This window comes from Aquabacterium sp., assembly GCF_044226965.1.
Taxonomy (GTDB): Bacteria; Pseudomonadota; Gammaproteobacteria; order Burkholderiales; family Burkholderiaceae_C; genus Pseudaquabacterium.
The window spans coordinates 17,138-39,773 of sequence record NZ_JBGAGA010000004.1; the positions used below are offsets into that span (position 1 = coordinate 17,138).

The 22,636-nt window shown below is 70.1% G+C and carries 20 protein-coding genes; 15 read left to right on the forward strand and 5 right to left on the reverse strand.

What is annotated here, in order from left to right:
• Positions 1 to 4: 4 nt before the first annotated feature.
• Both ACILR4_RS02900 and smc read right to left on the reverse strand, forming a co-directional pair.
• Positions 5 to 1,042: a cell division protein ZipA C-terminal FtsZ-binding domain-containing protein gene (locus ACILR4_RS02900; protein WP_395699317.1), complete on the reverse strand. Its 1,038-nt coding sequence runs from the start codon at positions 1,040 to 1,042 to the stop codon at positions 5 to 7.
• A gap of 13 nt (positions 1,043 to 1,055) precedes the next feature.
• On the reverse strand, positions 1,056 to 4,574 hold the full coding sequence (smc, locus tag ACILR4_RS02905) for a chromosome segregation protein SMC (RefSeq protein ID WP_395699318.1): 3,519 nt from the start codon (positions 4,572 to 4,574) through the stop codon (positions 1,056 to 1,058).
• 120 nt (positions 4,575 to 4,694) lie between these two features.
• Between smc and queF the strand changes: the two genes are divergently transcribed.
• From queF to ACILR4_RS02920, 3 genes are all read left to right on the forward strand, one after another.
• Positions 4,695 to 5,168 carry a preQ(1) synthase gene (queF, locus tag ACILR4_RS02910; protein ID WP_395699319.1) on the forward strand — a complete coding sequence of 158 codons (474 nt, stop codon included), beginning with the start codon at positions 4,695 to 4,697 and terminating at the stop codon, positions 5,166 to 5,168.
• Between the two features lie 97 nt (positions 5,169 to 5,265).
• Positions 5,266 to 5,814: a peroxiredoxin gene (locus ACILR4_RS02915; protein ID WP_395699320.1), complete on the forward strand. Its 549-nt coding sequence runs from the start codon at positions 5,266 to 5,268 to the stop codon at positions 5,812 to 5,814.
• A complete protein-coding gene (locus tag ACILR4_RS02920; protein WP_395699321.1) occupies positions 5,815 to 6,240 on the forward strand; it encodes an SET domain-containing protein in 426 nt (141 codons plus the stop codon). It abuts the gene before it with no gap.
• Between the two features lie 22 nt (positions 6,241 to 6,262).
• Here the strand turns inward: ACILR4_RS02920 and nudC are convergent, their stop codons facing one another.
• Positions 6,263 to 7,087 carry an NAD(+) diphosphatase gene (gene nudC / locus ACILR4_RS02925; RefSeq protein WP_395699322.1) on the reverse strand — a complete coding sequence of 275 codons (825 nt, stop codon included), beginning with the start codon at positions 7,085 to 7,087 and terminating at the stop codon, positions 6,263 to 6,265.
• A gap of 81 nt (positions 7,088 to 7,168) precedes the next feature.
• Here nudC and dapC point away from each other — a divergent pair, with 81 nt between their 5' ends.
• From dapC to ACILR4_RS02975, 10 genes are all read left to right on the forward strand, one after another.
• Positions 7,169 to 8,383, forward strand: a complete 1,215-nt coding sequence (gene dapC / locus ACILR4_RS02930) for a succinyldiaminopimelate transaminase (RefSeq protein WP_395699323.1) — start codon at positions 7,169 to 7,171, stop codon at positions 8,381 to 8,383.
• Positions 8,380 to 9,216 carry a 2,3,4,5-tetrahydropyridine-2,6-dicarboxylate N-succinyltransferase gene (dapD, locus tag ACILR4_RS02935; protein ID WP_395699324.1) on the forward strand — a complete coding sequence of 279 codons (837 nt, stop codon included), beginning with the start codon at positions 8,380 to 8,382 and terminating at the stop codon, positions 9,214 to 9,216. Before dapC ends, dapD begins: the two co-directional genes overlap by 4 nt.
• Before the next feature lie 46 nt (positions 9,217 to 9,262).
• Positions 9,263 to 10,480 carry a PilT/PilU family type 4a pilus ATPase gene (locus tag ACILR4_RS02940; RefSeq protein ID WP_395699325.1) on the forward strand — a complete coding sequence of 406 codons (1,218 nt, stop codon included), beginning with the start codon at positions 9,263 to 9,265 and terminating at the stop codon, positions 10,478 to 10,480.
• Positions 10,477 to 11,622, forward strand: coding sequence for a succinyl-diaminopimelate desuccinylase (gene dapE / locus ACILR4_RS02945; RefSeq protein WP_395699326.1), 1,146 nt, complete (start codon positions 10,477 to 10,479; stop codon positions 11,620 to 11,622). Before ACILR4_RS02940 ends, dapE begins: the two co-directional genes overlap by 4 nt.
• Positions 11,619 to 12,494 (forward strand): 50S ribosomal protein L3 N(5)-glutamine methyltransferase, encoded by an 876-nt coding sequence (gene prmB, locus ACILR4_RS02950; RefSeq protein WP_395699327.1) that lies wholly within the window; start codon positions 11,619 to 11,621, stop codon positions 12,492 to 12,494. Before dapE ends, prmB begins: the two co-directional genes overlap by 4 nt.
• Positions 12,495 to 12,501: 7 nt before the next feature.
• Positions 12,502 to 14,511, forward strand: a complete 2,010-nt coding sequence (locus ACILR4_RS02955; protein WP_395699328.1) for an ABC-F family ATP-binding cassette domain-containing protein — start codon at positions 12,502 to 12,504, stop codon at positions 14,509 to 14,511.
• Positions 14,512 to 14,610: 99 nt separating this feature from the next.
• Positions 14,611 to 15,102, forward strand: coding sequence for a MarR family winged helix-turn-helix transcriptional regulator (locus ACILR4_RS02960; RefSeq protein WP_395699329.1), 492 nt, complete (start codon positions 14,611 to 14,613; stop codon positions 15,100 to 15,102).
• Positions 15,103 to 15,156: 54 nt separating this feature from the next.
• Positions 15,157 to 15,582 (forward strand): organic hydroperoxide resistance protein, encoded by a 426-nt coding sequence (locus ACILR4_RS02965; RefSeq protein ID WP_395699330.1) that lies wholly within the window; start codon positions 15,157 to 15,159, stop codon positions 15,580 to 15,582.
• A gap of 240 nt (positions 15,583 to 15,822) precedes the next feature.
• Positions 15,823 to 17,529, forward strand: a complete 1,707-nt coding sequence (locus ACILR4_RS02970) for a tannase/feruloyl esterase family alpha/beta hydrolase (RefSeq protein ID WP_395699331.1) — start codon at positions 15,823 to 15,825, stop codon at positions 17,527 to 17,529.
• Positions 17,530 to 17,589: 60 nt separating this feature from the next.
• On the forward strand, positions 17,590 to 18,108 hold the full coding sequence (locus ACILR4_RS02975; protein WP_395699332.1) for a MarR family winged helix-turn-helix transcriptional regulator: 519 nt from the start codon (positions 17,590 to 17,592) through the stop codon (positions 18,106 to 18,108).
• Between the two features lie 24 nt (positions 18,109 to 18,132).
• On the opposite strand, the gene ACILR4_RS02980 is transcribed toward ACILR4_RS02975, so the two are convergent.
• Entirely contained in the window at positions 18,133 to 19,065 is a 933-nt protein-coding gene (locus ACILR4_RS02980; RefSeq protein ID WP_395699333.1) for an asparaginase, read from the reverse strand.
• Positions 19,066 to 19,150: 85 nt separating this feature from the next.
• Here ACILR4_RS02980 and lexA point away from each other — a divergent pair, with 85 nt between their 5' ends.
• Both lexA and ACILR4_RS02990 read left to right on the forward strand, forming a co-directional pair.
• Positions 19,151 to 19,828, forward strand: a complete 678-nt coding sequence (gene lexA, locus ACILR4_RS02985) for a transcriptional repressor LexA (protein ID WP_395699334.1) — start codon at positions 19,151 to 19,153, stop codon at positions 19,826 to 19,828.
• Between the two features lie 5 nt (positions 19,829 to 19,833).
• Positions 19,834 to 20,139 (forward strand): helix-hairpin-helix domain-containing protein, encoded by a 306-nt coding sequence (locus ACILR4_RS02990; RefSeq protein WP_395699335.1) that lies wholly within the window; start codon positions 19,834 to 19,836, stop codon positions 20,137 to 20,139.
• Between the two features lie 47 nt (positions 20,140 to 20,186).
• Here ACILR4_RS02990 and ACILR4_RS02995 read toward each other — a convergent pair whose 3' ends face one another.
• Positions 20,187 to 22,634: a penicillin acylase family protein gene (locus tag ACILR4_RS02995; RefSeq protein ID WP_395699336.1), complete on the reverse strand. Its 2,448-nt coding sequence runs from the start codon at positions 22,632 to 22,634 to the stop codon at positions 20,187 to 20,189.
• Positions 22,635 to 22,636 lie beyond the last annotated feature (2 nt).

Here is a 22,636-nt window from a genome sequence, read left to right on the forward strand (position 1 = left end):
AGCGTCAGCTGAACAGCCGCCGCGCGGCGGTCGAGCCGGCCGTGAGTTCCTGCGCTTCGAGCGCGCGGTACAGCGTCTGCAGGTCGGTGCCGATGGCGGCGAAGGCATGCAGCGTGATGAGGCGGCCCTGGTCATCGACCATCGTCGCGTCCATGTCGGCGGCCAAGTTGCGCGCGGCGTCGTGCCAGGCCGGGAAGGGTTCTGCGGCTTCGGGCGTCTGCGGCACGTCGAGCGACAGGGTCACCTGCCGCACCGCGGCGATGTGCGGGTCTTCGGCCAGCGCGGCCTGCGGATCGAAGGACAGCACCAGCACCGGCGGCGCGCCCTCTTCTGCCGAAGGCAGCACCAGCCGGCCGGGCAGCACGCCGGGCACGAAGCCGCGCCGGCCGGCGCTCTGCTGCAGGTAGCCCACCGACCAGGCCGCGCCGTTGGCGCGCAGCGTGACGGCCAGCTGCGCATCGTGCTCGCTGGCGAAGGCATCGATCTCGCGCGCGCGGGTGACCACCTCGATCATGTCCGGCACCTCGACCATGCCGCCCACGCCGTCGGCGAAGCCCTGCAGCTTCTGCACGAACTCGGAGAACTCGATCTGGTTCAGCGCGCCGGAGCGGTTGGCCATCTGCACGCCGGCCTGGAACTCGCTGTAGCGCTGGCCCGAGGCCGGCAGTTCCCACTCGCCGCTCTCGGCATTCAGGCCCTCGATCAGGAAGGGCTTGTTGCCGGCACGGCGCGAAGGCGGCAGGTGCGTCAGCGCGAGCTCGCCGCTGACCGGGGCCTCGAGCGTGATCGGTGCAATGGCATCGATCAGCGGATCGAGCCGGGCACTGGGCTTGCGTGCCAGCGCGGCCTTCAGCTCGGGCAAGGCCGCGGCCTCTTCGACCGCCGGCGGCGGCGAGCCTCCCAGCACCGGTTCGACGCGTCCTGCATCGGCCAGGTTCTCGGCCTGGCGCGGGCTGGCCTTGCGGGCGCTCCAGGCGCCGTGCGCCACGACGCTGGCCAGCACCAAACCGCCCAGGATCGCCAGCGCGGTCATCAATGTCATCGGCGACCTTCGCTCATGCTGCCTCTGCCATGCCGATCGCGGCTTCCATGTCGACCGCCACGATGCGCGAGACACCCTGCTCCTGCATCGTCACGCCGATCAGCTGCTCGGCCATCTCCATCGCGATCTTGTTGTGGCTGATGAACAGGAACTGCGTGCCCTTGTGGCTCATCTCGGCCACCAGCTTGGCGTAGCGCTCGGTGTTGGCGTCGTCCAGCGGCGCGTCCACCTCGTCGAGCAGGCAGAACGGCGCCGGGTTCAGCAGGAAGATCGCGAACACCAGCGCAATGGCGGTCAGCGCCTTCTCGCCGCCCGAGAGCAGGTGGATGGTCGAGTTCTTCTTGCCCGGTGGCTGGGCCATCACCTGCACGCCGGCATCGAGGATCTCGTCGCCGGTCATCACCAGCTTCGCGGTGCCGCCGCCGAACAGGCTGGGGAACATGCGGCCGAACTGCTCGTTGACCTGGTTGAAGGTCTTGCCCAGCAGGTCGCGGGTTTCCAGGTCGATCTTGTGGATCGCGTCTTCCAGCGTGGTGATCGCCTCGTTCAGGTCGGCGTTCTGGGCGTCGAGGAAGGTCTTGCGCTCGCGCGCGGCGGTGAGCTCGTCCAGCGCCGCGAGGTTCACCGCGCCCAGCGCCGCGATGTCGCGGTTGATGCGCTCGATCTCGCCCTGCAGGCCCCAGAGCTTGACGTTGTTGGCCGCCACGTCGGCCGCCAGCACGTCGAGGTCGACGTTCGCGGCGGCGAGCTGGTCCAGGTACTGCGCGCCGCCCAGCTGCGCGGCCTGGGCCTCGAGCTGCAGCTTGGTGATCTTCTCGCGCAGCGGGTCGAGGCTGCGCTCGAACTGCAGGCGCTGCTCGTCGGCCGCGCGCAGCTTGGCCGACAGGTCGTCGTACTGGCTGCGCTGCGCGGCCAGCGCCTGCTCGCGTTCGAGCTTGAGCGCCAGTGCGGTCTGCAAGCCGGCCTGCGCGGCGGCATCGTTCAGGCTGCCGAGCTCGAGCTCGAGCTGCTCGCCGGCCTGCGCGTTGCTGCCGGCCTGCTGCTGCGCCGTCTCGATCGCGCGCTGCAGTTCGCCGCGGCGCGCCACCAGCGCGCGGGCCTGGAACTGCGATTCCTGCGCGCGGCGCTCCAGCGCGCGCAGCTGCTCGCGCGCGTCGCTGGACTTGCGCTCGGCCGCCATCACCGCCTCTTCCAGCTCGGCATGGCGTTCCTGCGTGGTGGCCAGCTGCATGTCCAGCTCCTCGAAGCGCGCCTCGCCGGTGGCACGGCGCTCGTCCAGCGCTTCGAGCTGGGCATCGACCTCGGCCAGTTCCTCCTCGAGCTGGCCGCGGCGCTGGCTGGTGGCCTCGGCTTGGCTGCTCAGGCGCAGCAGTTCCACGTGCAGCTGGTGCGCGCGGGTCTGCGCGTCGGCGGCTTCGCGCCGCGCGGACACCAGGCGCTGTGCAACCTCGGTGCAGGCGGCCTCCAGGCGCACCAGCGCGCTCTTGCCTTCTTCGGCGATCAGCACCTGCGCGCGCAGCTGGCGCTCGAGGTTCTCGATCTCCTGCGCGCGGGCCAGCATGCCGGCCTGTTCCGAATCGGGCGCGTAGAAGGCCACCGAGAACTGGCTGATCGCATGGCCCTCGCGGGTCATGATGATTTCGCCGTGCGTCAGCTTGCCGCGGTTGGCCAGCGCTTCGTCGATGCTGGCGGCGGTGTACACGCCCTCCAGCCAGTCGTTGAGCAGCGCCTTCAGCCCGGCATCGCCCAGGCGCAGCAGGTCGCTCAGGCGCGGCAGGGTCTGGTGGGTGTTGCTGATGGCCGCCTGCGGTGGCGTGTAGAAGGCCAGCTTGGCCGGCGGCGGATCGGCCGCGAAGGCGCGCACCGTCTCGACACGCCCGACCTCCAGCGCATTGAGCCGCTCGCGCAGCGCACTCTCCAGCGCGGTTTCCCAGCCGGCCTCGATGTGGACCTTGGTCCACAGGCCCTGCAGGCTGTCCAGGCCGTGCTTGGCGAGCCAGGGCTTCAACTTGCCCTCGGTCTGCACCTTGTCCTGCAGCGCCTTCAGCGCCGACAGACGGGCCGCGATGTCGGCCTGCTTGCCGGACTCGGCATTCACCGACTCCTGCTGCGCGCGGCGCTGGTCTTCCAGCTGCGGCGCCTGCTCCTGCAGCTCGTGCAGGCGAGCGTCGGCCATCTCCCGGGTCTCGTCGGCCGCGGCGGTCTGCGCGCGCAGGTCTTCCAGCCGCGCCAGGTCGGGCGAAGCCAGGCTGCGGGACTCGGTGGCCAGGCGGTCGCGGCGCGCGCGCAGCTGGCGCGACTGCTCGTCGATGTGCCGGCTTTCGCTGGCCAGCACCTGGATCTGCTGCTGCACCTCGGCCACCTTGCCGCGCTGCTCGTTGGCGCGGGCCTGGGCGGCGCGCACGGCCTCTTCGCTGTCGGGCAGGCGCATCGCCTCTTCCTCGGCCTGCGCGGCCAGCAGCTCGGCCTGCTCCTCGGCGGCGGCGATCTGTTCGGCGATGGTCTCGAGCTCGGCCTCGGCCTGGCTGCGGCGATCCTCCCACTGGGCCGTCTGCGCCTGCAGCTCGGCCAGGCGTTGCTGCACGCGCTGCCGGCCTTCGACGACATAGCGGATCCGTTCCTCGAGCCGGCTCACTTCCAGCGCGGCTTCGGCCAGCGCACCCTGCGCGGTGTGCAACGCATCGCTGGCGCCGTAGTGGGCCTGGCGCACGGTTTCGAGCTCGGCCTCCACGTGGCGCAGCTCGGCCAGGCGCGCTTCGAGCGCGTTGGTGGCTTCCAGCACTGCGAGCTTCACGCGCTCTTCCTCGGTGGCCGCGTCGCGCTGCTTCAGGAACCACAGGTAGTGCAGCTTGCGCGTGCCTTCGTCCTGCAGGCTGCGGTACTGGCTGGCCACCGCGGCCTGCTGCTCCAGCTTGTCGAGGTTGGCGGTCAGCTCGCGCAGGATGTCCTCGACGCGGGTGAGGTTCTCGCGCGTGTCCTTCAGCCGATTCTCGGTCTCGCGGCGGCGTTCCTTGTACTTCGAGACGCCCGCGGCTTCCTCGAGGAACATGCGCAGTTCCTCGGGCCGCGATTCGATGATGCGGCTGATGGTGCCCTGGCCGATGATGGCGTAGGCCCGCGGCCCGAGGCCGGTGCCCAGGAACACGTCCTGCACGTCGCGCCGGCGCACCGGCTGGTTGTTGATGAAGTAGCTGCTGGTGCCGTCGCGCGTCAGCACGCGCTTGACGGCGATCTCGGCGAACTGGTTCCACTGGCCGCCGGCACGCGCGTCTTCGTTGCTGAACACCAGCTCGACGCTGGCGCGGCTGGCCGGCTTGCGGTTGCCGGAGCCATTGAAGATGACGTCCTGCATGCTCTCGCCGCGCAGCTCGCTGGCCTTGCTTTCGCCGAGCACCCAGCGCACCGCGTCCATGATGTTGGACTTGCCGCAGCCATTGGGGCCGACCACGCCGACGCGCTGGCCCGGCAGCTGGAAGGTGGTGGGTTCGGCAAAAGACTTGAAGCCCGAGAGCTTGATCTGGTTCAGGCGCATCGGCGGGGCAGAGTTCCGTCCGCAAGTACTTGATTTATATGGACTTATTGCCCGTCCAGCGGCAGGCGAAGCGGGCCGGATGATACCATCGCGCCCCTTCGAGAACCGCCGGCTGCTGCCATGGCCAAAGCCCCCAAGACCCCCAAGCTGAACGAGCGGCCGCTGCCGCCGAACCCGCCTTCCGCGCCGAGCAAGGACCTGCATGTCTTTGCCAACCCGGCGCCCGAGCGGGACTACCTGATCCAGTTCCAGGTGCCCGAGTTCACCTGCCATTGCCCGCTGACCGGCCAGCCGGACTTCGCGCACTTCACGATCGACATGATCGCGGACCAGCTCTGCGTCGAGCTCAAGAGCCTGAAGATGTACTTCTGGAGCTACCGCAACGAAGGCGCCTTCCACGAGAAGGTGACCAACACCATCCTCGACGACATCGTCCAGGCCACGCAGCCGCGCTTCATCCGCATCACCGCCAAGTGGTACGTGCGCGGCGGCATCTACACCAACGTGGTGGCCGAGCACCGCCAGAAGGGCTGGAAGCCGCAGCCGGCGGTGGACCTGCCCGCGATGCCGATGGAGCGCGGGCTGCTCGGGTAAAGCATCCGCGCGGCTTGCCACGCCTGCAACCAAGGGCTTGCACGCTGCGTATCATCAGACGATGCGTCGGTCAGTCTCCCGGCGCCAAGGATTCCGCATGAAGCGCTTGCTTGTTTGCGCCACGTTCTCGGCGCTGACCGCCCTGGCCGCCGGTCCCGCGTTGGCCGCACTGGATGTCGGCGACAAGGCGCCCGATTTCACGATCGATGCCTCGCTCGCCCGCAGCACCTACAAGTTCCACCTGGCCGAGGCGCTGAAGAAGGGCCCGGTGGTGCTGTACTTCTTCCCGGCCGCGTTCTCGGTGGGCTGCACGATCGAGGCCAACAAGTTTGCCGAGGCGACCGAAGAGTACAAGCAGCTCGGCGCCACGGTGATCGGCGTCTCGCACGACGACATCGACACGCTGAAGAAGTTCTCGATGACCGAGTGCCGCAACAAGTTTGCCGTCGGCGCCGACGTCGACCAGAGCGTGATGAAGTCCTACGACGCGGTGCTGAGCCTGAAGCCCGACTACGCCAACCGCACCTCGTACGTGATCTCGCCCGAAGGCAAGGTCGTCTACCAGTTCACCAGCCTGAATCCCTACCGGCACGTGGCCAACACGATGGCCGCGCTGAAGGGCTGGACGACCACCGCGAAGAAGTAAGTGGCGCTGTCCGAGCGGCCCGCGTACCAGAAGTACGACGTGGCGGTGCGCAAGAGCCGCATCGACGGCTTCGGCGCCTTCGCCGCCGAGGACATCCCACCGCAGAAGAAGATCGGCGAGATCCGCGGCGAATCGATCAGCGTGGCCGAGGCACGCCGCCGCGCCGAGGGGCGCCAGCGCATCATGATCGTCGAGGTCTCGTCGAAGAAAGCCATCGACGCCTCGGGTTCGAGCGACCCGATGCGCTTCACGAACCACAGCTGCCAGCCGAATGCGCGCCTGACCATCCGCGATGGCCGCATCGAGTTCTATGCGCTGCGCGCGATCACGCCCGGCGAGGAGATCACCGTCAACTACGGCGAGACGCACCACGAAGGCACGCTGAAGTGCCGCTGCGGCGCGCCCGGTTGCGTGGGGTGGCTGTAACCCCGAGCGCGCGATCGCACGCTCAGCGCAGCGAGCCCGCGCTCAAGGCTTCGACGGTGTCGCGGATCAGGTGCCCCGAGATGCTGAAGCGTGGCGGCACGCCCGGCAGCGCGTCGATCGGGAACCAGGCCGCATGCTCGATCTCCCCCTCCTGCGGCACGATGTCGCCGGCCACCCAGCGCGCGGTGTAGGCGATCATCAGGCTGTGCGGGAACGGCCAGCTCTGGCTGCCGTAGTAGCGCAGGTCGGTGACCTGCACGCCCACCTCCTCGGCGACCTCGCGGTGGACGCAGTCCTCGATCGACTCGCCGGGCTCGACGAAGCCGGCCAGCGCGCTGTACATGCCCTTGGCGAAATGCGGCCCGCGTGCCAGCAGCAGCTCGCCCTCGCGCCACACCAGCGCCATCATCGACGGGCTCAGCCGCGGGTAGGCGGTGTGGCCGCAGGCCGGGCAGCGCCGGGCGCGCTCGTGCGCGACCAGCTCGGTGGGCGTGCCGCAGACGCCGCAGAAGCGGTGCGCCCGGTCCCATTCCAGCACCTGCGCGGCGCGGCCGGCCAGCGCCATCAGCGTCGGCGGGAAGGCCATCATCGCGGCCCGCAAGGGCATGGCGCGCCAGCCCGAGGGCACCGCCGGCAGTCGCAGCGCCCAGCAGTCCAGCGCCTCGCAGCGGCCGAGGTAGTGGCGGCTCTGCGCCTCGGGCAACAGCGGCGCCGGCATAACGGGTCGCAGGGCCGGCACTTCGCCCTCGGGCTGCAAGGGCAGCAGCAGCTGACCCTCGACGAAGGCAAAGCACCAGGCGTTCTCGCTGGCAGGCTGAAGAGGCTGGACGGCAGGCTGGAATGTCATGGTCCCGCACTCTACCGAGCCTGGCGGTCAACCCGATGGCCCTGCGCAGGTGCCAGGGCGGGCGTCCCGGATAATCGCCGGATGAATCCGCTGCTGCAGAAGCTGCACCCCTATCCCTTCGAACGCTGGCGCGATCTCAGTCGCGGCATCACCCCCAACCCCGATCTGCGGCCGATCAGCCTGGGCATCGGCGAGCCGCGCCATGCCACGCCCGAACTGGTCAAGCAGGCCCTGGTGGAAGGCATGGGTGGCCTGGCCGTCTACCCGCCGACGGTCGGCGAGCCGCGCCTGCGCGAGACCATCGCCGGCTGGCTGCAGCGCCGCTATGCGGTGGCGGTGGACCCGGCCACGCAGGTGCTGCCGGTCAGCGGCTCGCGCGAGGCGCTGTTCGCGCTGGCGCAGACCGTGGTGGATGCCTCGCGCCCCGGCGCCACCGTGGTCTGCCCGAATCCCTTCTACCAGATCTACGAAGGCGCGGCGCTGCTGGCCGGTGCCGCCACCGCCTTCGCCAACAGCGACCCCGCGCGCAACTTCGCGGCCGACTGGGGCCAGATCGACGAGGCCACCTGGGCCCGCACGCAGCTGCTCTACGTGTGCTCGCCGGGCAACCCGTCGGGCGCCGTGATGCCGCTGTCCGAATGGCAGCGCCTGTTTGAGCTGTCGGACCGCCACGGCTTCGTGATCGCCAGCGACGAGTGCTATTCCGAGATCTACTTCCGCGACGAGCCGCCGCTCGGCGGCCTGGAAGCGGCGAAGGCCCTGGGCCGCGACGACTTCCGCCGGCTGATCAGCTTCACCTCGCTGTCCAAGCGCTCGAACGTGCCCGGCATGCGCTCGGGCTTCGTCGCCGGCGACGCGGCACTGATCAAGGCCTTCCTGCTGTACCGCACCTACCATGGCTCGGCGATGAGCACGATGGTGCAGCACGCCAGCATCGCCGCCTGGTCGGACGAACAGCACGTGGTCGACAACCGCGCGCTGTACCGCGCCAAGTTCGCCGAAGTGACGCCGTTGCTGGCCACGGTGCTGGACGTTCGCCTGCCCGACGCCGGCTTCTACCTCTGGGCCGCGGTGCCCGGTGGCGACGACGTGCACTTCGCCCGGCAACTGCTCGCTCAATACAATGTGACGGTGCTGCCTGGCAGCCTGCTGGCGCGCGATGCGCATGGCAGCAACCCCGGGCGCGGCCGCATCCGCATGGCGCTGGTCGCCAACCGGGCCGAATGCCTGGAAGCCGCCCAACGCATCGTCGACTTCACCCGTTCCTACACTCCTCCTGCGAGCCTCGCGCCATGAGCCAAGACAATCTGCAATCCGTGATCGACCTGGCCTGGGAAGGCCGCGCGAACCTCAATCCCGACACGCTGGCACCCGAGATCCGCGAGGCGGTGAACCAGGTCATCGCCGACCTCAATTCCGGCCGCCTGCGCGTGGCCGAGCGCCTGGGCGTCGGCCAGTGGCAGGTGAACCAGTGGGTCAAGAAGGCGGTGCTGCTGAGCTTCCGCCTCAACGACAACCAGGCCCTGCACGCCGGCGACCTGGCCTTCTGGGACAAGGTGCCGACCAAGTTCACGCATGTCGACGAGGCCGCGATGCGCGCCGCGGGCGTGCGCGTGGTGCCGCCGGCCGTGGCCCGCCGCGGCAGCTACCTCGCAAAAGGCGTGGTGCTGATGCCCAGCTACGTGAACATCGGCGCCTACGTCGACGAAGGCACGATGGTCGACACCTGGGCCACCGTGGGCTCGTGCGCGCAGATCGGCAAGAACGTGCACCTCTCCGGCGGCGTCGGCATCGGCGGCGTGCTGGAGCCGCTGCAGGCCAACCCGACCGTCATCGAGGACAACTGCTTCATCGGCGCGCGCTCCGAAGTGGTGGAAGGCGTGATCGTCGAGGAGAACTCGGTGCTCGGCATGGGCGTGTACATCGGCCAGAGCACGCCGATCTTCAACCGCGAGACCGGCGAGATCAGCTACGGCCGCGTGCCCTCGGGCAGCGTGGTCGTCAGCGGCGGCATGCCGAAGACCACGGCCGACGGCACCTCGTACAGCATGTACGCTGCGATCATCGTCAAGCGGGTCGATGCGCAGACCCGCTCGAAGACCAGCATCAACGAACTGTTGCGCCCCTGAACGCCGCCCCGCACCAGAATCGCGGCATGCACAGAAGGGAATCGGCATGAGTGGGAACATGGAACGCGTGCTGCGCCTGATGAGCGAGCGCAACGCCTCGGACGTGTACCTGTCGGCCAACATGCCGATCCTGATCAAGATCCACGGCCAGGTGCTGCAGCTGTCCGACCAGGTGCTCTCGCCGCAGCAGCCGCGCCAGCTGCTGGCCGAGCTGCTCGCCCCGCGGCAGATGGAAGAGCTGGAAGAGACTGGCGAGCTCAACCTCGCGATCGGGCTCGAGAAGGTCGGCAGCTTCCGCCTCTCGGCCTTCAAGCAGCGCGGCACCATCGCCGGCGTGTTCCGGCACATCCCGCACAACATCCCGTCGCTGGACTCGCTGAACGTGCCGTCGCTGCTGTCGCAGCTGGTGCTCGAAAAGCGCGGGCTGATCCTGATGGTGGGCGCCACCGGCACCGGCAAGAGCTCGACGCTGGCCTCGATGCTGGAGCTGCGCAACCGGCAGATGCCGGGCCACATCCTGACGATCGAGGACCCGATCGAGTTCCTGTTCAGCAGCAAGAAGTCGGTGGTCAACCAGCGCGAGGTGGGGCGCGACACCAATTCGCTGCAGGTGGCGCTGAAGAACGCGCTGCGGCAGGCGCCCGACGTGATCATGATCGGCGAGATCCGCGACCGCGAAACCATGACCGCGGCGCTGAGCTACTCGCTGTCCGGCCACCTGGTGCTGGCCACGCTGCACGCGAACAACAGCTACCACGCGCTGGGACGCATCCTGTCGTTCTACACGCCGGAGGCGCGGCCGGTGCTGCTGTCCGACCTGGCCGCGGGCCTGCGCGCCATCGTCTCGCAGCGCCTGCTGCGCGCGGTGGCCGGCGGCCGCCTGCCCGCGGTGGAGGTGATGCTTAACACCAAGCTGGTGGCCGAGATGATCGAGAAGGGCGACTTCCCGGCGGTGAAGGAAGCGATGGAGAAATCGCTGGCCGAAGGCTCGCAGACCTTCGAGGCCGACATCGCCCGCATGATCACCGAAGGCCTGGTCACGCGCGACGAAGGCCTGGCCTATGCCGACTCGCCGACCAACCTGATGTGGCGGCTGCAGAACGAATCGGCCCCCGTGGCCCGCACGCCGCCGAAGAAGGACGAGCCCGACACCGCCACCTTCACCGAGTTCACCGTCGACGTGTACCCCGAAGGCACGGCGCCGGTGCGCAAGGTGGTGTTCGGGCCGGCCAGCGCCGGCACCGGCGCCGGGGGTCGTCCGTGAGCGCAACGCTGCGCCTGCTGGAAGCGCTGATCGCCCGCCCCTCGGTCACCCCGGCCGATGGCGGCTGCCAGGCGCTGATCGCCGAGCGCCTGGGCGGCCTCGGGTTCGCCTGCGAGCACCTGCCGTTCGGGCCGAGCGATTTCCGCGTCAGCAACTTGTGGGCGGTGCACCGCGGTGCGCTGCCCGGCCCCACCGTCGTGCTGGCCGGCCACACCGATGTCGTGCCCACCGGACCGCTCGCGGCATGGACCAGCGACCCCTTCGTGCCCAGCCACCGCGAGGGCCATCTTTATGGCCGCGGCGCCGCGGACATGAAGACCTCGATCGCGGCGATGACGGTCGCGGCCGAGGAGTTCGTCACCGCGCATCCCGCCCACAGCGGCGCGGTGGCGGTGCTGTTCACCAGCGACGAGGAAGGCCCTTCGCTCGACGGCACCGTGAAGGTCGTCGAGACCCTGGCCGCGCGTGGCGAGAAGCTCGACTGCTGCATCGTCGGCGAGCCGACCTCGGTGGAGGCCCTCGGCGACATGATCAAGAACGGCCGTCGCGGGTCGCTCTCGGCCCGCCTCGCGGTGCAGGGCGTACAGGGCCATGTGGCCTACCCGCAGCTGGCCCGCAACCCGATCCACCAGCTGGCGCCGGCGCTGGCCGAGCTGGCCGCCACCGCATGGGATGCGGGCAACGAGCATTTCCCGCCCACCACCTGGCAGGTGTCGAACATCCACGGCGGCACCGGCGCGCTGAACGTCATTCCGGGCGAGGTGGTGGTCGACTTCAACTTCCGCTTCTCGACCGAATCGACGCCCGAATCGCTGCAGGCCCGGGTCGACGCGATCCTGCAGCGCCATGGCCTGCAGTACAGGCTGGCCTGGACCCTGGGCGGCTCGCCCTTCCTCACGCGCGCGGGCAGCCTGAGCGAGGCGCTGAGCGCGGCCATCCGCAGCGAATGCGGCGTGACACCGGTGCTCTCCACCACCGGCGGCACCAGCGACGGCCGCTTCATCGCCCGCGTCTGCGAGCAGGTGGTCGAGTTCGGCCCGATCAACGCGACGATCCACAAGGTCGACGAACGCGTCCGGGTCGCCGACATCGAGCCGCTGAAGAACATCTACCGCAGGACGCTGGAGGCGCTGCTGCTGTGAAGCTGATCGAACTGGTCGAGCGCAGCAGCGCCCGCCTCGCCGAGGCGGGCGTTTCGTTTGGGCATGGCACGACCAACGCCTTCGACGAAGCCGCCTGGCTGGTGCTGTGGCGGCTGGGCCTGCCGCTCGATGCGCTGGACGACGAAGCCGGGCGCACCCTGTCGGTGGACGAGACGGCCCGCGTCGAGGCGCTGGTCGACGAGCGCATCCGCAGCCGCCGGCCGGCGGCCTACCTCACCGGCGAGGCCTGGCTGCAGGGTGTGCCGTTCACGGTGGACGAGCGCGTGATCGTGCCGCGCTCGCTGATCGCCGAGGTGCTGGCCGACGGCACCCTCGACGCCTGGCTGAGCGACCGCACCCACGCAGTGCTGGACCTGTGCACCGGCAACGGCAGCCTGGCGGTGCTGGCCGCGCTGGCCTGGCCCGAGGTGCAGGTGGACGCGGCCGACCTCAGTGCCGACGCACTGGCAGTGGCCCGGCTGAACATCGAGCGCCATGGCCTGGCCGCTCGCATTGCGGTTTATCAAGGCGATGGCCTGGCCGCGGTGGCCGGCCGGCGCTACGACCTGATCCTGTGCAACCCACCCTACGTCAACAGCGGCTCGATGGCCACGCTCCCGGCCGAATACCGCGCCGAGCCGGCGCTGGCGCTGGCCGGCGGCACCGATGGCATGGACTTCGTCCGCAGCTTGCTGCGCGAGGCACCCGCCGCGATGACCGACGAGGCGGTGCTGGTGCTCGAGATCGGCCACGAGCGCGGCCATTTCGAAGCCGCCTTCCCGCAGTTGCAGCCGGTGTGGCTGCCCACCAGCGCCGGCGACGACCAGGTGCTGCTGCTGACCCGCGCGGCGCTGGCCGCGCCGAACCCGTGAACCGATCATGATTTCCTTGAAGAACCTGACGCTGCGCCGCGGCGTCAAGGTCGTGCTGCAGAACGCCAGCGTCACGCTGAACCCTGGCGAGAAGGTCGGCCTGGTCGGCCGCAATGGCGCCGGCAAGTCCTCGCTGTTCTCGCTGATCGCAGGCCGGCTGCATGCCGACGGCGGCGATGTCGAGATGCCACCGCGCTGGCGCATCGGCGAAGTCGCGCAATCGATGCCCGAGACCGACCAGCCGGCCACCGACTTCGTGCTCGACGGCGACCTGCCGCTGGCCGAAGCCCGCGCCGCGCTGGCTGCAGCCGAGGCCGGTGGCGACGGCCATGCCATTGCCGAGGCGCACATGCACCTGGAGCAGGCCGGCGCCTTCGATGCCCGCTCGCGCGCGCAGTCGCTGCTGCTGGGCCTGGGCTTCAAGACCGAGCAGCTCGATGCGCCGGTCAACAGCTTCTCCGGCGGCTGGCGCATGCGCCTGCAGCTGGCGCGCGCGCTGATGTGCCCGGCCGACCTGCTGCTGCTGGACGAGCCGACCAACCACCTGGACCTGGATGCGCTGGTGTGGCTGGAAGGCTGGCTCAAGCGCTACCCCGGGCTGCTGCTGATCATCAGCCACGACCGCGAGTTCCTCGATGCGGTCACCGGCGTCACGCTGCACCTGGATGACGCGTCCTTGACGCGTTATGGCGGCAACTACACCGCCTTCGAGGAAATGCGGGCCGAGCGCATGGCGCAGCAGCAGGCCGCCTTCTCGCGCCAGCAGGAAAAGATCGCCCACCTGCAGCGCTTCATCGACCGCTTCAAGGCCAAGGCCACCAAGGCCAAGCAGGCGCAGAGCCGCGTCAAGGCGCTGGCCCGCATGGAGAAGCTGGCGCCGGTGCTCACGGCCAGCGACTTCGAGTTCTCGTTCCGCGAGCCGCAGAGCCTGCCGAACCCGATGCTGGCTATGCGCGACCTCCAGTGCGGCTACGGCAGCACGGTGATCGTGCGCAACGTCGAGCGCACCGTGCTCGCAGGCCAGCGCATCGGCATCCTGGGCGCCAACGGCCAGGGCAAGTCGACGCTGGTGAAGACGATCGCCCATGCGCTGCCGCCGATCAGCGGCACGCTCACCGAAGGCAAGGGCCTGGCCATCGGCTACTTCGCCCAGCAGGAACTCGACCTGCTCAGCGAGGACGACACGCCGCTGCAGCGCATGGTGCGGCTGGCGCGCGAGGTCAGCCCGCAGGCCCGCGAGCAGGAGCTGCGCGACTTCCTCGGCCAGTTCCGCTTCGTCGGCGACATGGTGCACCAGAAGGTCGGCACCTTGTCCGGCGGCGAACGTGCGCGGCTGGTGATGGCCACCATCGTCTGGCAGCGCCCCAACCTGCTGCTGCTGGACGAGCCGACCAACCACCTGGACCTGAACACGCGCGAGGCGCTGTCGATCGCGCTGAACGAGTTCGAGGGCACGGTGATGCTGGTCAGCCACGACCGCGCGCTGCTGCGCGAGGTGTGCGACGAGTTCTGGCTGGTCACCGCCGGCGGCGTGAAGCCCTTCGACGGCGACCTGGACGACTACCAGCGCTGGCTGCTCGAGGTGTCGCGTGCCGTCGCCCGCGGCCTGCCGCCGCCCCCGGTGCCGGGTCCGACGCTGGCAGCGGGCGATGGCAGCGCGCCGGCAGCGGCCCGCGGCAACGCCCCGTCCCCGGCCGCCCCGCCAGCGGCCGACGCCGGCGGCAACCGGCGCGACGATCGCAAGCAGGCCGCGCAGGCCCGCGCCGAGCTGGCGAGCCGCACGCGGCCGATGCGCACCGAGATCCAGCAGATCGACCAGCGGCTGGAGAAGCTGGCAGCCGAGCGCGGCGAGCTCGAAGCCACGCTGGCCACCGGCACGATGGCCGGCGCCGCGATTGCCGACGCCGGCCGGCGCCTGAACCACATCGCCGCCGAGACCGCGATGCTGGAGGAGCGCTGGCTCGAGCTGCAGTCCGAGATCGAGGCGCTCACCGCCGCCGCCAGCCCTGGCGGCTGAAGTCCTTCACCCACGGGTCGCCTGTTGCGGGCGTCACGGCCGGTCGGCGAAAGACCATTTAAATTGTGTGCAATTTAATTGCTCGCTATAGTTCTACGCATGACGCAGCGCACCCGCTCCACCCCGGCCCCCGCCGCCGCGCACTGGCTGGCGCTGGACCACCAGCTGTGCTTCGCGCTGTACTCCGCCTCGCTGGCGATGACCAAGGTCTACAAGCCGCTGCTCGAACCCCTGGGCCTCACCTACCCGCAATACCTGGCCATGCTGGTGCTGTGGGAAGGCGACGGCATCACGGTCGGCCAGATCGGCGAGCGCCTGAAGCTCGACTCCGGCACGCTGACGCCGCTGCTCAAGCGCCTGGAAGCGCAGGGCCTGGTGCAGCGCCTGCGCGACAGTGCCGATGAACGCCGCGTGCTGCTGCGCCTGAGCGCCGAGGGCCGCAAGCTCAAGGCGCGTGCCGTCGCGGTGCCCCAGGCCATCGCCTGCGCGGCGGCCTGCGATCTCGACGAGATCGCCGCGCTGGTGCGCCAGCTCGGCGCACTGCGCGACCGGCTGTCGCAAACCGATCCCTCCACGCCGCGCGCAGCCTGACCGCGCCCGGCATCCCCCCGCCCCGCCCTTTCCTCACCCCCCAAGGAGCTCACGATGGCCCTCGACAAAGTCCTCTACACCGCCACCGCCACCGCCACCGGCGGCCGCACCGGCACCGCCGCATCGTCGGACAACAAGCTGGTCGTGAACCTGTCCACCCCGCGCGAGCTGGGCGGCGCGGGCGGCGACGGCACCAATCCCGAGCAGCTGTTCGCAGCCGGCTACTCGGCCTGCTTCATCGGCGCGATGAAGGCCGTCGGCGCGGCGCAGAAGATCAAGGTGCCGGACGATGTGTCGATCACTTCGGACGTTGGCATCGGCCCGATCACCGGCGGCTTCGGCATCCAGGTGGCGATGCGCATCACGCTGCCCGGCTTCGAGCGCGCCGCGGCCGAGGCCCTCGTGGCCGCCGCCCACAAGGTGTGCCCGTACTCGAACGCCACCCGCGGCAACATCGACGTCACGCTGACGGTGGTGTGAACCCCGGCGGGCCGCCTGGCCCGCCCTCGCAGTGGCAGCCGCCCGGCCCGCCCTCGCAGTGGCAGCCGGCTGGCACGCCCCGCGGCCGCCAGCTCGCCCTGCGCGGCCGCATTCATGTTCACTGGCTGTATGACATGAAGTCCAACGTCCACAGGGTAAAGCCCTAACAAGGTTGATTTATGTAATTCACTAAGATAACAATCATGCTGCGTCGAGCAATCAACCGTGAAGGAGACAAGCATGATTCGACTGTCCAACGCGCTTCGCACGGCGCCATTTGCGCTGGCGCTGGGTCTGGCCGCCTGCGGGGGCTCCGATGAAGAAGCTGCGCTGCCCCAGCTGAGCGCCGCGACCGGCGCGACGCTCCGATCGTGCGCCGGGCTGGCCGGCAGCTTCTCCTTCGCCAACACGACGATCAGCGCGGCGACCGACGTCGCCGCAGGCACGCTCACCGTGGCGGGCCAGCCGGTGCCGGCGCATTGCCGCGTCACCGGCTCGATGTACCCGCGCACCAGCAGCGTGGACGGTCAGACCTACGCCATAGCCTTCGAGATGCGCCTGCCGGTGAACTGGAACGGCCGCTACTTCTACCAGGCCAACGGCGGCACCGACGGCGCGGTCGGCACCGCGACAGGAGGCGTCGGCGGCGGCGGCCCGCTGACCAACGCGCTGGCCCAGGGCTTCGCGGTGATCAGTTCGGACGCGGGCCACAACGGCGCGCAGAACCCGACCTTCGGCATCGACCCGCAGGCGCGCCAGGACTACGGCTACCAGGCCGTCGGCAAGCTGACGCCCATGGCCAAGGGCCTGATCCAGGCCGCCTACGGCAAGGGGCCGGACCGCTCCTACCTCGGCGGTTGTTCGAACGGCGGCCGGCACGCGATGGTGGCCATCGAGCGCTATGGCGACCAGTACGACGGCATCCTGGTCGGCGATCCGGGCACCGTGCTGCCGCGGGCCGCGATCGCGAACATGGCCGGGGCTCAGGCCTACTCAGCGCTGGCCACGACGACCGACATCTCCACCGGCTTCACCCAGCCCGAGCGCGCGCTGGTGTCGAAGGCCGTGCTCGCCAAGTGCGATGCGCTGGACGGCGCCACCGACGGCCTGGTGCAGGCCACCGAGTCCTGCCAGGCCGCGTTCAACCTCGATCGCGACGTGCCCACCTGCACCGGCGCACGCGACGGCACCTGCCTGTCCGCGGCGCAGAAGACGGCCATTGCGCCGCTGTTCGCCGGCGTCAAGACCAGCAGCGGCACGCTCATCTACAGCAGCTTCCCGTACGACGCGGGCCTGGCCACCAACGGCTGGGCGAGCTGGAAGTTCGTCAACTCGATCTCGACCGCCCGCGACCCCGGTGCTATCGCCTTCATCTGGCAGGTGCCGCCGGCCGACCCGACCGGCTTCGACGGTCGCTCGTTCGCGCTGGGCAGCAACATCGACAAGCTCTACGCCGCGATCCAGGCCACGAGCACGGTCTACGTCGAAAACGCGCTGTCGTTCATGACCCCGCCGCACATCGAGCAGGCGGACACGGTGCGCAACCGCGGCGGCAAGGTCATGATTTACCACGGCACCAGCGATCCGATCTTCTCGAGTGACCACAGCGTGTCGGTGTGGAAGACCTGGAACGCCACCTATGCCGGCAAGGCGGCCGACTTCGCCCGCCTGTACCTGGTGCCCGGCATGAACCATTGCAGCGGCGGCCCGTCGACCGACCAGTTCGACATGCTGACGCCGCTGGTGAACTGGGTCGAGAAGGGGCAGGCACCGGACAGCGTGGTCGCGGCTGCGCGCGGAACGGGCAATCCGGGCGGCGTGAACACCGACGTCCCGGCGACCTGGTCGCCGACGCGCACGCGGCCGCTGTGCACCTATCCCCAGGTGGCGCGCCTGAAGGCCGGCGCAACCGACCTCGAATCCGCCAGCAGCTTCAGCTGCCAGTAGCCGCCGTCGGCGGCATCGCGGCCCGGGCCAGCGGCATTGACCGTACAGTCCGGGCTCACCATGCCCCGCCTCCCCACCCCCGGCACGCCCGCCTTCGAAGCGCTCACCACCGAAACCCCAGCCGCCCGGCTGCGTGAGCTGTCACTGGGGCGCGTGATCGGCTACCAGCTGGCCCAGGCGTCGGTCGTGGCCGACGCCGTCTTCGCCGAGGTCGTGCAGGGGCCGGACGAATTGCGCATGGTCGAGTTCTCCCTGCTGGCGCTGCTGCTGGCCAATGGCGAGGCCACGCCGGTCCAGATCGCCAACGCGCTGCGCGTCAGCCGTTCGTACATCACCAATGCGCTGGATCGCCTCGATCGGCGTCAGCTGGTCCAGCGCTCGGCGCACGAGACGGACGGACGGGCCCAGAAGGTGCGCCTGACCCCCCAGGGCACCGCGATGATCCAGCAGTCCACGGCTCGCCTGCTCGAAGCCGAGGCCACGGCGTACGCGCCGGTGCTCACGCCCACCGAGCAGCTGATGCTCGGCGAACTGCTGCACAAGCTCGCCCGGGCACGCCGCCCGCCGCGGCCTGTCTAGGGGCCGCGCTGCAGCCGAACCGCTTCAGCCGCCGGCCAGCAGGCTGAGCATCAGCTCCACCCGCGCTGCCCAGGGCGACAGCGACGCGGCAGCGGGCATCGCGGCATCGAAGGCGCCGATCAATGCGCCGCTGGCGCAGCGCGTGCAGCGCATCACCGGAATGCCGGCGGTAGCGGCACGCCGCAGCGCCAGCTCCAGCGCCTGGTGCAGGCTGCCGTTGCCTGTGGCCGCCACCACCAGGCCATCGACCCCGTCGGCCACCAGCGCATCGACCAGTCGACCGCTGGCACCGGCATGGCTGGTGACGACCTCGACCCGCGGCCACGACGCCGGCTCGAAGGCGATGCGTGCCAGGCCCAGGCCGCTGCCCACCGGCCAGGTACGGTGGCGCCGCAACCGGCCTTCCTCGACACGCGCGATGGGGCCGGCATCGCCCGAGCCGAAGGCATCGAGCCGGTAGGTGTGCAGCTTGCGCACGTCCTGCGCCGCATGCACCTGGCCGGCGAACACCACCACCACGCCGCAGGCCGCCGGCTCGCGTGCGACGGTGATCGCGTCGAGGATGTTCTGCGGCCCGTCGGTCTGCAGTGCCGTGGCCGGCCGCATGGCGCCGGTCAGCACCAGCGGCTTGTCCGGGCCGAGCACCCGTTGCAGGAACCACGCCGTTTCCTCCATCGTGTCGGTGCCATGGGTCACCACCACGCCGCAGACCTCGGGCCGTGCCAGGTGGTGCGCCGCCCGCTGGGCCAGGCGCTGCCACGTGGCGTGGTCCATGTCCTTGCTGTCGAGCTGCGCCACCTGCTCGGTCTCGAGCGCCTGCCCCTGCAGCGCGGGCACCGCGGCCACCAGGTCGGCCACGCCACGCTGGGCGGCGGTGTAGCCGACGTTGTCAGAAGGGTTGGTGGCGGTGCCAGCGATGGTGCCGCCGGTGCCCAGGATCACAACAGTGCTTGGCATTTCGAACTCATCTGGATAAAAATACAGATACTGGATGCAAACGCAGGCATTGTGCCTGCCTGCATGTCAGCGGAGGCACCGATCCGTGGAAGAAAGCCCCAAGCTCACCGCCCGCCAACAGCAGATTCTCGATCTGGTGCAAAGCGCGATCGAGCGCAGTGGCGCCCCGCCCACGCGCGCCGAGATCGCGGCCGAACTCGGCTTCCGCTCGGCCAACGCGGCTGAAGAGCACCTGCAGGCGCTGGCCCGCAAGGGCGTGATCGAACTGGTGGGCGGCACGTCCCGCGGCATCCGGCTGCGCTCCGACACCCTGCGCGCGCTGAACGAAGCGCGCGGCAAGCAGTTCTCGCTGCCGCTGCCCAGCCTGGCGCAACTCACCCTGCCCTTGGTCGGCCGCGTCGCCGCCGGCAGCCCGATCCTGGCGCAGGAGCACATCGACCAGACCTACCTGATGGAAGCCAGCATGTTCCCGCGCCGGCCCGACTACCTGCTGAAGGTGCGCGGCATGAGCATGCGCGACGCCGGCATCCTCGATGGCGACCTGCTGGCGGTGCAGAAGACGCGGGAGGCGAAGAACGGTCAGATCGTCGTCGCGCGCCTGGGCGACGATGTCACCGTCAAGCGCCTGCGCCGTACCCGCAACAGCATCGAACTGATCCCCGAGAACCCGGACTTCGAAACCATCGTCGTGCCCTTCGGCGATGTCGACTTCGAGCTGGAAGGCATTGCCGTCGGCTTGATCCGCAACACGATGCTGATGTAGCCCGCATGAAGACGATCGTGAAGTCGCCCAAGGCCGCGTCGGCCGCCGAGTGCGAGCGGCTGGAGCAGTTGCCCAACATCGGCCCGGCAATGGCCGCCGACCTGCGTGCACTGGGCATCGCGCACCCGCGCGAGCTGGCACACCGCGATGCCTTCGTGCTGTACCAGTCCTTGTGCGCCCACACCGGCAAGCGGCAGGACCCCTGCGTGCTCGACACCTTCATGGCCGCCACCGACTTCATGCGCGGCGCGGCGCCGGCCCCCTGGTGGGCCTACACCGCGCAGCGCAAGCTGCTGTACGGACAGATCTGAGCGCGGCCAGATCCGGGTGCGGTCATGAAGGCCGCACCCGATGAGCGTTAGCGCGGCGCCGGGCTGATCGTCAGCACCGCCGCGGGCGCGCCCTGGGCCCACACCGGCACGTAGTCCACCGCCAGCCAGCGCGGCAGGAAGCTGCGGTACTGCGGTGACCATGGAATGCCGCTCTGCCCGGTGCTGTGCATGAAGCTCGATTGCTTCAGGTCCCCCAGGTCGTAGACCGCGCGCAGGCTGGGCCCGTGCTCGTCCAGGTAGTACTCGCCCGTCGCGCCGTCGGCCTTGAGGCTGACGCGCGACACGTTGATCGAGTTGGTGTCGCCACCGATCGGCGCGCGCAGCTCGAACCAGCGCGCCAGCGGCTTGAGGTTCGAGAACGGCCGGTGCTCGGCGCGCATCTGGTGCGCACGGCCCCAGCGCCAGGCCGAGACGTCGGCGCCCTGCAACTGCTGCAGTTCATCCAGCGCCGCGGTGAAGGCCACGTCGGCCTGCTGTGCGCAGGTCTCCACCACGGCCGGCGTGCGCTGGTCGTCGCACCACCGGGCATCGTCGCGCGCCAGGATGCCTTCGATCGCGTCCATGAAGCTGCGGCCGCCGTAGGCGCGCTCGCTCAGCACCGCCAGGTCGTCGCCGAGGATGCTGCGGATCAGCTGGCGCTGCCAGGCCCAGAAGATCAGCGGCGCGGCGCCGTCGGCGGCCATGCGGCCGTCGAACGCCGCCAGCTGCTGCTGGGCCGCTGCTGCCAGCGGGTGCGAGGACTTCGCCTTCTTCAGCCACGGCAGCGTGTTCGGCACCGCGAGCGAGGTGATGTCCGCATGCATCGCCTTCAGGTCCGCGCCGCTGTGCTGCGGCTTGCCGTCCAGCAGCTGCTCGATGCGCTGCTGCCGGTACGGCTGGGCCCAGCTGCTGGTCAGGTAGTGCGGGTAGTCCTGCGGCACGGTGCGCTGGTTCGCGGTGGCGAAGTAGCCCTTGTCCGGGTCGGTCCACTTCGGCAGGTCTTCGAACGGCAGCCAGCCGGCCCAGTCGTAGCGCGCGTCCCAGCCGGGCGCCGGTGCCAGGCCCCACAGGTCGTTGTCGGGCTTGCGCAGCGGCACGCGGCCGGGCAGCACCAGGCCGATGTGGCCCTGGTCGTCGGCCACCACCATGTTCTGCATCGGCGCGACCCAGCCGCGCGCGGCGTCGATGAAACCAGCCACCGATGTCGCCCTGCTCATCCGCAGTCCGGCGCCGAGCTGGTCGGTCTCGGCGTCCAGCGCGGTCCAGCGCATCGCCAGCACGTAGCCCGGCTGGGCCGCCGGCCCCGCCTTCGCACCCAGCACGTCGTCGGCGATGCCGGCGTCCGAGATCACCGGACCGTGGCGCGTCTGGCGCACCGTGAGCGTGACGTCGGGCTTGCCACGCACGTGGATGACCTCCTGGCGCGACGCGAACCTTGCCCAGCCCTCGGGCGTCTGGTACTGGGCCGGGTCGTCGGGCTTGATGCGTTCGAGGTACAGGTCCTGCACGTCGGGGCCGGTGTTGGTGAAGCCCCAGGCCACGTGCTCGTTCTGGCCCAGCACCACGCCGGGCACGCCCGGCAGCGTGGCGCCGGCCACCTTGTAGCCCGGCGCCTCCAGCCGCGCGAAGTACCACAGCGCCGGCGCCGACAGCTTCAGGTGCGGATCGTTGGCCAGCAGCGGCTTGCCCGTGGTGGTGCGGCGGCCCGACAGCACCCAGTTGTTCGAGCCGACACCCTCGATGCCCGATTCGGGCGCCGCGGCCAGCAGGCGGTCGATGCCCTGGCGGCTGGTGGCGACGTTGGCATCGAGCTTCAGGCCGCGGTACAGCGCCGTGTAGTCCTGCGTCGGCAGCGGCTGCTCACCGGGGTAGGGCGGGAGCAGCTGGTCGATGCGGGCCTTGTCGATTTTCAGCGCCAGGCGCAGGCGCAGCAGTTCGGCAGACCAGTTGCCGCCCAGGTCCCAGGCCATCATGATCGACCAGGCCAGGCTGTCCACCGGCGACCACTCCGGTGGCTGCAGGCCGAGGATCACGAACTCGGGCGGCCGTGCCGCCACGGCATGGCGGATGGCGGCGTTCACCCCCTCGGTGTAGGCCAGCAGCGCCTCACGCGTCTCGCCCCGGGTCTGGGCCCATTGGGCCTCGGCCGCGCGGCGCACGCCCAGCGCGCGCAGGAACTTGTCGGTGTCCAGTGCCGCGGGGCCGAAGGCTTCGGCCAGCTGGCCGGCCCCGATGCGGCGGTGGGTTTCCATCTGCCACAGCCGGTCCTGCACATGGGCCACGCCCAGCCCGAACATCAGGTCGTGCAGGTTGCCGGCCTTGATGCTGGGAATGCCGTCGGCATCGCGTTCGATGCGCAGTTCGCCCTGCAGGCCCGGCAGCGCCAGCGCGCCCTCGGTCTGCGGCAGCACGCGCCGGCTGTAGATCCAGGCCGCCAGCGCGGCCACGAGAAGCAGCAGCAGCACCAGCTGCAGCAAGCGCTTGACCCAACGCATCG